General features: G+C 58.1%; 9 protein-coding genes. 3 read left to right on the top strand and 6 right to left on the bottom strand.

What is annotated here, in order from left to right; all coding sequences use genetic code 11:
• The 3 genes from LJE94_14070 to LJE94_14060 form a co-directional block, all read right to left on the bottom strand.
• Positions 1-291, bottom strand: a 291-nt coding sequence (locus tag LJE94_14070) for a (Fe-S)-binding protein (protein ID MCG6911234.1), incomplete at its 3' end; no start/stop codon positions are given.
• Between the two features lie 47 nt (positions 292-338).
• Entirely contained in the window at positions 339-887 is a 549-nt protein-coding gene (locus tag LJE94_14065; protein MCG6911233.1) for a lactate utilization protein, read from the bottom strand.
• A gap of 158 nt (positions 888-1,045) precedes the next feature.
• Positions 1,046-2,680 carry an ABC transporter substrate-binding protein gene (locus LJE94_14060; GenBank protein ID MCG6911232.1) on the bottom strand — a complete coding sequence of 545 codons (1,635 nt, stop codon included), beginning with the start codon at positions 2,678-2,680 and terminating at the stop codon, positions 1,046-1,048.
• A 414-nt stretch (positions 2,681-3,094) separates the two neighbouring features.
• On the opposite strand from LJE94_14060, the gene LJE94_14055 reads away from it, so the two are divergent.
• The 3 genes from LJE94_14055 (at position 3,095) to LJE94_14045 (ending at position 8,430) form a co-directional block, all read left to right on the top strand.
• Complete coding sequence (locus LJE94_14055) at positions 3,095-4,807, top strand: chloride channel protein (GenBank protein MCG6911231.1); 1,713 nt, start codon at positions 3,095-3,097, stop codon at positions 4,805-4,807.
• Between the two features lie 311 nt (positions 4,808-5,118).
• Positions 5,119-6,795, top strand: coding sequence for an electron transfer flavoprotein-ubiquinone oxidoreductase (locus LJE94_14050; GenBank protein ID MCG6911230.1), 1,677 nt, complete (start codon positions 5,119-5,121; stop codon positions 6,793-6,795).
• Positions 6,796-6,927: 132 nt separating this feature from the next.
• A complete protein-coding gene (locus LJE94_14045) occupies positions 6,928-8,430 on the top strand; it encodes an ATP-binding cassette domain-containing protein (GenBank protein MCG6911229.1) in 1,503 nt (500 codons plus the stop codon).
• Between the two features lie 13 nt (positions 8,431-8,443).
• Here LJE94_14045 and nfsA read toward each other — a convergent pair whose 3' ends face one another.
• The 3 genes from nfsA to LJE94_14030 form a co-directional block, all read right to left on the bottom strand.
• Positions 8,444-9,181, bottom strand: a complete 738-nt coding sequence (gene nfsA / locus LJE94_14040; GenBank protein MCG6911228.1) for an oxygen-insensitive NADPH nitroreductase — start codon at positions 9,179-9,181, stop codon at positions 8,444-8,446.
• A 119-nt stretch (positions 9,182-9,300) separates the two neighbouring features.
• The gene (locus LJE94_14035; GenBank protein ID MCG6911227.1) at positions 9,301-9,804 is read right to left on the bottom strand and encodes a hypothetical protein; all 504 of its coding nucleotides are present in this window, start codon (positions 9,802-9,804) and stop codon (positions 9,301-9,303) included.
• 128 nt (positions 9,805-9,932) lie between these two features.
• On the bottom strand, positions 9,933-11,354 hold the full coding sequence (locus tag LJE94_14030; GenBank protein MCG6911226.1) for a hypothetical protein: 1,422 nt from the start codon (positions 11,352-11,354) through the stop codon (positions 9,933-9,935).
• Positions 11,355-11,967: the final 613 nt, after the last annotated feature.

Genomic DNA, 11,967 nt, shown 5'->3' with positions numbered 1-11,967 from the left:
AATGCGATTGGCGCCGAGGGCGTCTTGTGCCACGTGCACGTGGGCGCCGGCCTCTTCGGCGCGTTCTTTAAACGCCCGGTACAGTTCCGGCAGCCGGGGCAGGAGGGCGTCCTTGGCCCCGGCGATTTCCCTTTTAATACTCTCGAAATCGATATCCGCGAATACCCCGGGGCGGTTTTCGCGATAGGCGGCGTTGAAGTTCCCCAGGGCCGTACGGAGGAATTGATCCCGCAGTGCTTCCCTGAGCTGCTGCTTGTACGATCTGATATTCTGAGCGGTTTTTATGGTCATTTTTTTTACGGCAACCACCGTGCGTTTCACAAAGAAGCAGTACGATTTTATTCCATCAAAAGGATGTGCAGTTCCCGCGGACCGTGAACACCGATGGCCAGCACCCGTTCAATGTCGGCGGTCCGGCTGGCCCCGGTGATGAAGGCCAGATAGGACGGGGCGGCCGACTTGAGCGCCGTATCCAGAAGCGTTTCCAGAGACGCTGCATCCGGGCGGATTTTCGAAACGGGCAGCAGGGCGACGTGGACTTCGGCCAGCATGGTCGCAAGGCGGAGATCCTCGCTGGCGCTGTCGATTACCAGGGTGCCCGTGTCGGCAATCCCCCAGTCCGCCGGTGTCAGCGCGGTGTGGAGGTTTTCAGCGTGGTCCCTGAAAGCGGTATCCAGGAGCTCGATTCCTGCCGCCGTGCATGCCGGGCGTCGAGCTTCCACCCATCCACCCTCAAACCCCGCTACCGCCATCCCGCGGCCGCCCCTCGCAAGGGTCAGATCCAGGGCATATCGAAAGGCCGCCTGCCGGTCGCTTATACGCCGAACAACGGCCTGCACGGCCTGGGCCCGGTGCTGCATCTGTTGGACAAGATTTTTCGTGGTCACGGCGGCCGTCACTCATGTAAACAGGTTCAAGGATTCCATGGGAAAGCTCATCGCTGATAGCACGTAGCTCACAGCCCGCTATCTGCAATGTCCAATAATCAAGCGCCCAAGCCCCCTTCCAGGGGGTTGCCAGTGCCGGGTGCTATGGGCCCGGGTATCTACTTTTTTACCCACACCCGGTCCAGGATCAGGTAGCCGCTGGGGTGAGATTGAAACCCCTGAACGTTTTTGAGGACGCCGTTCCATCGGTTTTGCCACCAGGCAATCCCGATGCTGCCTCTTTCCGTCTGGATGTCCTCGAGTCTGCAGAAAATTCTGCGGCGTTTCTCCACCTCCAGGGTGACGCTGGCTTCGGCCAGCAGCCGCGAGAACTCCTCGTCCACCCAGCGGGTTTCATTCAGGGGCGTGGGGGTTCCGTCGGCATTCGCCGTGTAGGCCAGGTTGAGAGCCATGGTTCCCAGAGGGCGGTGTGCCCAGGGGGTGATTCCCAAATCGATTTCCGTGAAGGATTGCCTGTAATTTTTGTTGGATATTTTTTCGATCCGGATTCTGAAGCCCGCTTCGGCCGCATCCTGCTTGAGAATTTCGGCGTAGTTTTTAATGTCCGGCCAATCGTCGCCGATGGTCAGGGTAACGTCGAGGCCGTCGGCGTAGCCCGCATCCCTGAGAAGCGTACGGGCCTCGCGGGGGTCGTACGGAATGTCGGGTTTGCGGCAATACTCCGGATGGCCGGGGTAGACATGGCAGTCCCGGCCCACACTCCCCTCTTGCATACCGGCGAGGAGCAGGATTTTTCTACGGTACTGGCAAAGTTTGAGTGCCCGGCGCACCCTGTTGTCGTGCCATGGCTCCCGGTCCACGCGCATGCGCAGCACGTTCACCCGGGCGGTGGCTACCGGTTCGATACGAATATGGCGATCCGCCTTCAGCATGGAAAAGGTGTCGAGTTCGTCGGTTCCGCTCAGGTCGGCGATGTCGACCTCGCCCTTTTGGAGTGCCTGGATACGGGTTGCGGCATCAAATCCCAGGTGCACGAATTCCAACTCGTTCAGGAAGGGAAGACCGGGCTGCCAGTAGTTCATGCGTTTTTTCAGAACGCAGCGATTGCCTTCCTCGAAGGTGTCGAGGGTGAAAGGGCCGGTCCCATGGGGGGCTTTCATGAAATCGCCTTCGAAGGTGCGGTGATTCAAAATGACGGCCGGATAGTAGAACAGATGCTCGGGAAGGGCCAGTTCCGGCCGGGTCAGATGGAGGCGCAGGTGATACCGATCCACTTTTTCAATGCCCGAGGAGTCGAGGTAGGCACCCATGACGGCGGCCATGGGGGATCCGACCTTGCTGTCAAGCCACTGTTGCATGGAAAAGACGACATCGTCGGCCGTCATTTCCTGGGCATTGTTGAAAAAGATGCCTTTACGCAGATGCAGGGCCCACGTTTTCAGATCATCGGACGCCTCCCAGTCTTCCAATAGATAAGGCCTCGTGATGTTGTCGGCGTCCGTGTAAGTGAGGTATTCGGCTATGTTCCGCACCAGTTGCGAAGGGGCCATCCATTTGGACCGTGCCGGGTGTTCGATTCTGCCGAGAATGCCTGAAACCTTCAGCTTCCCGCCGTAAGCGGCGGCCGCGGCCTTCCGCGGTCGGAGCGCCTGAAGGAGATGGGCCGATGCGGCCGCGGAGAAGCCCAGCAGGGTCGAATACCGTAGAAACTGGCGGCGTGTGAGGCTGCCTTTTTCCAGTTCATGTCTCAGGTCGTGGATGCGGGGGTGCACATGCGCTTTTCTGGATTCCATGTGAAATGTAAAACGTAACTGAGTTTTCTTGTCAAGGGTTTTAATGCCCCATACAGGGAAGGGGAGAAAAATCCAAGCAATATACACAATGAACAAAGCCCTTCCATGGCGCAACGAGTGCCGGGCCCTGCAACCCTAGCTCGTGAACGCTGTTGACATCCTGCTTGACGGCCTGCAGGGCGTTTGACCCGTGCCGTCCAAGCTGATATATCAAAAGAACCCATCGGCAGCGGAGGCGGTTCATATGCTTTCAGGGGGAACTTTCCCATACCCGGCCTCTGCCCTGGGCTGTCGATACCGGCACCGAATCGGTAAACCCCAATGCTGGGGCAAACGTTGTCATTGTCCATGCCTATGAATATTTTGAAAAAAAGTTCATTTTTCAAAATATTGAGAACACGTGAACACAGCATCATGGTGTTGTTGGCAATTGTTGTCGGATTTGCAGGCGGGTTAGGTGCTGTGGGGTTCCGTTACCTTATCAAGGTTGTTCAAATTCTGGCATACGGATCTACGGACGATCTCCTGGACGCCGTCCTGACCGTACCGTGGCTCGTGAGAATCGCCGCACCCGCCGTGGGGGGACTTTTCGTGGGGCTGCTGGTCTACTTTATGGCCCGCGAGGCCAAGGGGCACGGCGTTCCCGAAGTGATGGAGGCCGTGGCCCTGAAGGGAGGCCTTCTTCGCAAACGGCTGGTGCTGGTCAAGGCGCTGGCTAGCGCCATTTGTATCGGTACCGGCGGGTCGGTCGGCCGGGAGGGACCCATCGTCCAGATCGGCTCGGCCATCGGATCGAGCATCGGACAGGTCCTGAAAGTATCGCCCGACCGTATGCGGGCACTGGTGGGATGCGGCGCCGCGGCCGGGATCGCCGCCACCTTCAATGCCCCCATCGCCGGCTCCATGTTTGCGCTGGAGATTGTCCTGGGAGACTTCGGACTGGCCACCTTCAGCCCCATCGTGATTTCAGCGGTTACCGCCACGGCCGTTTCACGGCACTACCTGGGAGACTTTCCGGCCTTTGTCGTTCCAAGCTATGAGTTGGTCAGCGCGTGGGAATTTCCGCTTTACATGTCCCTGGGATTGGTCTGCGCTCTTATCGCCTTTGTTTTCATCAAAGTCGTATACCGGATTGAAGACCTGTTCGATGGCTGGGCCAAACCGGAATACATTACGGCCGTGGTGGGGGGGGTGATTTTAGGGGCGACCGGATTTCTTTTTCCGCAGATCCTCGGGGTGGGCTACGGGGCCATCGATCTCTCCCTGGTACAGAAAATCTCCTGGTGGCTCATGCTGTTACTGATCGCGGTCAAGATAGTGGCCACATCCGTCACTCTCGGTTCGGGGGGGTCGGGCGGGATTTTCGCCCCGTCTCTTTTCCTCGGGGTCATGGCGGGAGGCATTTTCGGAGAACTGGTGCATGGTGCGTTTCCGACGGTTACCGCATCGCCGGGGGCCTACAGCATCGTGGGCATGGGGGCGGTGGTCAGCGCCACGACCCACGGGCCCTTGACCGCCATCCTGATGCTGTTCGAAATGACCGGCGATTATAAAATCATTCTGCCGCTGATGATAACCTGTATTATCAGTTCGCTGGCCGTCCAGAAATTTGTCAGGGAATCCATATACACGCTTAAGCTGGTGCGCAGGGGCGTCGACATCCACGAAGGGCGGGAAGTGAACGTACTGAAGTCCATCAGAGTGGGGGACGTGATGAACAGCTCCGTGGAGACCGTGTCCGAAAACATGGGGCTGGAACCGTTTTCGCAAATGGTTTCCAAAAGTAAATACAACAGCTTTCCCATGATCGACGAAGCGGGCCGGTTGGCGGGGATTTTGTCCTTCAACGACTACAGCAGCGCTATTTTCAACGAAGATTTAAACGGTCTGGTCATTGCGGGGGACATCGCCACGAGAACGGTGGTCACCGTGACAACCAATGACAATCTGTATGAGGCGCTGGAGCGGATTACCCGAAAAGATTTTTCCATCATGCCGGTTGTTTCTCCGGACGACGGCTTGCAACTCGAAGGGGTGCTGACCCGCCGGGACATCATCGGCGCCTACGACAAGGCCGTCATTAAAAAGTCGCTGTTTAACGGGACTGAAAAGATCCGGCCCCGCTGAGGAAACAGGAAAACCGGTAAAAACCTCGAGGTTGCAGCTAGTGCATTTGCCATATATATGTTCCGTTTCAACATGGGAGTGGGCAAACGCTATAATCTTTCGGGGGTAGACGGCACCGAATTTTTTTCGTTTCGAAACCACGGGGGAGAGGAACGGCGAGGGCCGCCAATCTCATGGCGCGCGCGCCGGTGGTCGACGGTGTCCGAAAAAAGGTGGATGCGGCACATCCGAAATGGTATTATACGCCACAGCAACCCCGCAGTTGCAACGTCGGTATAAAATTGGCTGCAGTAAAGGAGATATGGACTTCAATGACAGAAAATCGTGAAGAGATCCCTTTTGACGTGTTGTTTGTAGGCGGCGGCCCCGCCTGCCTGGCCGGGGCCATAAAGCTGATGATGCTGGCCGATGCAAAGGGGCTCGAACTGGAAGTCGCCCTGATCGAAAAAGGGGCCGAAGTCGGGGCACATGCCGTCAGCGGCGCCATTCTCAACCCCCTGGCCCTCGAGGAGCTGATTCCCGATTACCGTGAGCAGGGGTTTCCCGGCGAAGCCACCGTCAAGGGAGACGCCTTGGTGTTTCTGACGCATGCAAACGCATTCAGAATTCCCGTGCTGCCCCATTATCTTCACAACACGGGGTTTCCGGTGGTCAGCCTCTCCAAATTCACCCGCTGGCTTGGCGAAAAGGCGGAAGCACTGGGGGTGAACATTTTTCCCGGGTTTGCCGGTGTCGAGGTTCTCTATGATGACAGCGGGAGCCGCGTCGTCGGTGTGAGAACCGGTGACAAAGGATTGGATGTCGACGGCGGACGCAAGGGCACCTACGAGCCAGGCATCGACCTGACGGCCAAGGTGACCGTTTTCGGGGAGGGCGCGCGCGGCAGCCTCGTCGGCGATTTGGAAAGGCGCCTGGGCATTGCCTCCGGCAGCATGCCCCAGGCCTACGAGACCGGGATGAAAGAGGTGATTCAACTGCCGGAGTGTTCATATTTTGAACAAAAAGCGTTCAACTGCCTCCACCTGCTCGGCCATCCCCTGAAACTGGACATGCCGGGGGGCGGCTTTATTTACGAAATGGCGGACAACCGCGTCGCCATCGGTTATCTGGTGGGGTTGTCTTACGAAAATCCGCATCTCGACATCTGCGATCCCTTGATCCAGTTTAAGCGGCACCCCTTTGTCGCCGACATCATACGGGGCGGAAAGGTTATCGAACAGGGTGCCAGAACGGTATCCACCGGCGGCTACTTCACTATGCCGCGCCCGGCATTCAACGGGGGGCTTCTGGTGGGCGGCTGCGCTGCTTTCCACAATGTTCCGGCCCTCAAGGGCATTCACACGGCCATGAAGTCCGGGATGCTGGCGGCGGAAGCCATCGTCACGGCCGTTGAAAAGGAGGACTTCAGCCTGGAGACGCTGGATGTCTACAACGATCGGATTGCTGAGAGCTGGCTGCACGCAGCGCTTTTTGAAGGGAGAAATTTTTATCAGGCGCTTTCGAAACCGCCGGTGCTCAAGGCCGTGCATCTGGGCGCCCAGTACGTTACCCGGGGGAAGGGGATACGCGATAGAATGCCTATCCGGGACGACAGCCGCACCATGCAGCCGCTGCATTCCCGCAGGGCACATGCCGTCGACAGGCCGGCGAAGGAGCTGTTCGACAACGTGCTCATGGTGGACAAACTGACCGGCGTCTACCTGTCGAAAACCATGCACCGGGAAGATCAACCCCCGCACCTGATCATTCACGACCGCGCAATTTGTGCCGGAGCGTGTCGTGAAACGTACGGCAACCCCTGCACGCGGTTTTGTCCGGGAAACGTATACGAGGCCGTGCCCGACGAAGAAAATCCGGGCCGCATCAGGATAAAGCTCAATCCATCCAATTGTTTTCACTGCAAAACCTGTGATATCAAGGATCCCTACGACAACATTACCTGGACCTGCCCGGAGGGTGGTGACGGCCCGGGGTATACGGTGGTGTGATTCGCCTTCGGCGGTCATTTACCCTTCAGGTGTCATTCATGCCACGCATGTAACTGGTGCTACGCACGTTATGTAGCCTTCGGCCGTAATTAATCGCTGCATCTGGCGGAAAGCCTAGTGATAGTGAGTTAAATGCACTCAATCGATCGTGCGGGTAAAGGCCGGCAAAAATCAGCCGGTCGGTTTATCACCTTCGACAACGTCACCCTCCGGGTTCGAGACCGGCGCATTCTGCCCGCGACCGATTGGACCATCAGGGATGGGGAGAACTGGGCCGTCATCGGGCCCAACGGATCGGGAAAATCGACGCTCATGCGGGCGCTGGCCGGTGAAACCGCGGTGGTGGGCGGCACCATCCACCGCCATCACGAGCTGGCCCGGCCGGAAAGCATCGGATACGTGTCTTTTGAAGTCCATCGCCGCCTGATTGCCAGGGAGCAGGCCGCGGACGATGCCCGCTTTTTCAGCGGCAATATCGAGAGCTACGTCACCGCCGGGGATATCATCGCCGCCGTCGGAGAAGGCGGTGGTGCAGCCGCGGGACTTCCCCTAGCTGAAATTTTTTCCATGCTCGAGGTCGACCGTCTGCTGGAACGGCCGATACGCTTTCTTTCCACAGGAGAGATCAGGCGCATTCTCATTGCCCGGGCAATCGTTCGTTCCCGCGGGCTGCTTCTGCTGGATGAACCCTTCGAGGGCCTCGACCGACAAGGGCGCGGCCGCCTGGGAAAATCGATCGGGCTTGTGCTGGCTGCCGGGGTGCGCGTCATGCTGGCCACCCACAGGGTCGGCAACCTGCTGCCCGCCTTTTCCCATGTTATCGGTTTAAAAGCGGGCCGCGTGTTCAGCAGCGGACCGCGTCATCAGGTGCTGGCCCGTGACGTGCTGGAGGGGGTTTACGGCGCGGACGAGGGTGCGACGGGGGTCGCTTCCGCCGTTGGGAGCGGGGCGGCGCCTTCACGAGGGAAAGAGGGCACGGTTGTGATCTCTGTGAAAAAGGCGTGTGTCCGCTATGGCAGCCGGACCGTGTTCGACAATTTGGACTGGACGGTGCGCAGCGGTGAAAACTGGTCCATAACCGGCCCCAACGGATCGGGGAAGTCGACCCTTCTGCAGATGATAACCGGGGACCATCCCCAGGCATATGCCAACGAAATCTACCTGTTCGGGAAAAGAAGGGGCAGCGGTGAAACCATTTGGGACATCAAGCGGCGCCTGGGGGTGGTTTCTTCCGAATTTCAGATCAATTACCGCAAACCCATCAGGGCCTTCGATGTCGTCCTCTCCGGCTTTTTCGATTCCGTGGGCCTCTACCGCCGGGCCGGTTCACGGCAGGTGGCCGCCGCCGCGGCCTGGGTCGACCGCCTCGGATTGAGGCGGCTCAAGGAAACGCGCTACGACCTGCTTTCTTTTGGCGAGCGGCGCATGATTCTGCTGGCAAGAGCGGTGGTAAAATCCCCCGAAATACTCGTACTGGACGAACCGTGTCAGGGCCTCGACCCCGTCAACCGCAAGCGCATCCTGGCCGTGGTCGATGCCATCGGCAGGCAGCCGGACACGCAGGTCCTGTTTGTCTCCCACCATTCTGAGGATATACCGCAGTGCGTCACCCATCATCTGGAGATGGCGCCATGAAAATATCTAATGCTTAGCGAATAAAAAAATCTCGTTTTTGAAAGAAGGACTTCATGTGGGGGCGAACCTTCCGGCTCATGAATTCGGCTATCTGGCCCGTCCAGGTCTGGTCTTTGAGATTGATGTCCCGGTTCCGGTAGTAGGTGTTGGTGACACGGTCGAAAGCCCTTAAAAAGGCGTCTTCGTTGTCACGGTCGTAGCGGTCGATCTTGAATACGGCTTCCACTGGGAGACGCGGTTTAACGGGAGGATTGTGGCCCGGATACCCGAGACACATGCCGAACACGGGATAGGCTTTCCCCGTAATTTCCAATAGGTCACAGACTTTCTGGGGGTCATTGCGGATGCCGCCGATGTAAACGCCTCCCAGCCCCAGCGATTCGGCTGCGATCAGCGCATTCTGGGCCAGCAGCGCCGTGTCCACAGTGGCCACGACAAACTGTTCGGCAAAGCCCTGGGCCATTTTTTTCCCGTGCAGGCTGCAGGCCTTTTCCAGACGGTTGAGGTCCGCGCAGAAAACGAGAAACACCGGCGCCTGTTCCACCCATGCCTGGGGGCCGCTCAATTCGGCGATCCGACGGCGAACGACCTTGTCGGTTACCTGGATAACGGTATAGGCCTGGACATGGCTGGAAGTGGCGGCACACTGGGCGGTTTCGATGATGGTTTTGACCAGATCGATGCTTACCGGTGTGGCTTTGAATTTGCGGATGCTGCGGTGCGACCGCTGCAGGGCCATGGTTGCGTTCATCTGAATCGACATGCGATCTCCATTTTTTTTCTGAATGACATCCTTCTATCGTGTTTGTCCGAACAATGTTCCGTATGCCCAATCCAATGTTGAAACGGAACGTATGTATGGCAAATGCTCTACTGCCCGTGACCGGCCAGCCATTTGGAGAGCCCTCTTTTTTCGGGTGCCGGGTAGGTGCTGAGTTCCAGGACACAGCCCAGTTTGGGGCGCTTGCGCGTGCCGCCCACGATCTTGACCACCCGGGCCGCGGTCACGATATTGTCTTTTACGAGCCAGCGGCACACGTCCGTCGCAACCTTGTCGCCCAGTCTGCCGAAGCAATCCGGCATGAACAACTGCTTTTTGCGCCCCTTTCTCATGAGGTAGACCACGGGTTTCAATTCCTGACTGCGGGCATCCCAGATCAAGCGGACCTTTTCCCCGGGTTTCATTTTCTGCAACGTTTCCTGCCGGTTGCTTCCGTCGGGATTTCTATAGACTGTCCCCACGGCGGCGGTGTTGAAGCGTTCAATAAAACCGTCGTCCCTGCGGCTGCAGTATATTTCTTTCAGTTCGACACGGGTTTCCTGCGCCTTTCGCGAGGGAACGAGGATGCCTTCCAATGTCTGTAAAATACCCATGGGAAATTACCTCCCTTTATGCTGGTTGCCGCGCCCCGCGGTGGACGCCTCCCCCGCACTTTCGCCCAAACGGTGGGATTTCCGTTTCGCCCCGCTTATCTGCCGGGGAATGCCTCCGCAGCCGCGGCTCAATCTTCGGCGATGCCGATATTTCCCCGATAGGGAGTGACGCCGTAGGGGATTTTATCAGGGGAGAAGTCGAAGGGTTTTGTGAACAGCGGGTCGTCGTAAATTTTGCGCAGAAATTTTTCACGGAACCTGGGGTGCGCGATATTGGCGATGGCCAGCGCCTTGTTCCCCAGGGACAGGCCCCTGAGATCGGCAATACCGTATTCGGTTACCAATACGACGCCGTCATAGGCCGAAGCCGTCAGGCTGACACCCGGCGGGGAGGTGGGCACGATCTTGGATTTCCCTTTGTTGGTGAGCGATTTCATGGCGATAACCGGTGTGCCGATATCGGGTTCCTGGATGGCCCTGATAAAGTCCGGCTGTCCGCCGACGCCGCCGTAATACTGCCGGGGGTCGATGAAATCCGCCCAGACGTTGCCGAAAAGGTCGACACCGATGGCGGTGTTTACCGAAACAAAAGGGCGGTTGGCCCGGATGGTGACCGCTGAGTTGGTGTAAGCGGAAGGCCGCATTTGCACGCCCGAGCGCATGTGAACATAGTCGTACAGTTCCCGTGACCCCATGATCAGGCTGGTGGTGCTGTATCCCATGTTGACCGACTTTCTGCGATTGGTGACGATGCCGGATTTCTGCAGCAGCATCAGGCCGTCGCCGTACAGTTCGGTCTGGACACCCAGGTGCCGGGGCTGGGCATCCCTGATGGTTCCCACCACCGCGTCCGGGATTTTGCCGATGCCCACCTGGAGGGTAATGCCGTCACGGATGAAGTGCTCGGTGATCAGGGCGCCGATGCGGCGTTCGACCGGCGGCAGGTTGTCGAAATCCGGAGCGGAAAAGTCGTATACCGGCTGGACGCCGTCTCTCACCAGAAAGTCGATGGAGCCGGGGTCGATCGTGCTCTGTCCGTGGGTAAAGGGCATGCTGGGGTCCAGTTCGGCGATGACGATGCTGGCGTGGTCTATGGCCGCGTGGATGGCTTCGACCGAGAGGCCCAGACTGAATTCACCGGTGTGGGGGTGCTGGCTGACCTTCATGATGATGACTTCCGGCTGGTATTTCTGTCCCTTGCTGATCAGGCTTTCGATGTTGGCCAGGGTGCAGGGGAGATAGAATGCCAGACCGCTGTTGGCCGCACGGCGGACCGCATCGCCCGAAAAGATCGAGTAGGCCATCACGCGGTCCTGCAGGCCTGCCTCCACGTAGGGCACCGGTCCCTGCAGCAGCAGGTGCACCATTCTGAGAAAGGGCAGTTGCGGTGATCGGGCTTTGACGGCCCTGGTCAGGGCCTCAATGGAGGCCGTGGGGGTGGCCGCATTGGACCCGATGTAGCAGGTGATAGCCTTTTTACCGTTGAATTTTCCCGCGATGATATCGGCGATATCCTCAAGCCCTATGGTCGTCGGTTGTGTCGTGGTCAATTGGCCTCCCCTTTCACTTCCTTCAGCATGCCGCAATAGCACCAGGGCGTAAAGCACCATACGGCTCCGCCCGGATTTTCATCACGGTTTTGTGGGTATGTTTTTATGTAACCGATCGTCAGGGAAAAAGCAACATGATGGCCGGGTTCCGACTTCCGGTCCTACCCGCGATCCCTGGCGCTTCCAGGCCTTCGGCTTCAGGTGAAGGCGGTTTCCCCTTAAGCTTGCTGCTAGTCGAAATCGGAATGGAAATTAGGCCGTTTCGATTTCGATAGCGCCTGGGGTTGGCCCTGTTCGACCGGACGGTATCCGGCGGCTTGCCGCGCAGAGGTTTATTACTTATAAAAACTCAGTATATTACCTGAAATCAACCCGTGTTGATATTTTCCCCCTGTGTGGCATGCTTGCCCCTGATCGGTGCTGCTGAAAACCGGGCGTGCGCCCGGATGGATGCGAAAAACGGTGAAACAGACGATCTGAATAGGTGACGACATGAACGGCTTGCTGTTTATCGATGACGAGGAGGGAATCCGGCGTTCCATCGTCAGAGCCCTGAAGGATGAACCCTATCGCGTTTACACAGCCGGCAACGGTGAGGACGGTATGGATGTGC

Source organism: Deltaproteobacteria bacterium (genome assembly GCA_022340465.1).
GTDB lineage: Bacteria > Desulfobacterota > Desulfobacteria > Desulfobacterales > B30-G6 > JAJDNW01.
The sequence above is the reverse complement of the archived record's forward strand: the minus strand, read 5'-3'. Positions and strand labels throughout refer to the sequence as shown.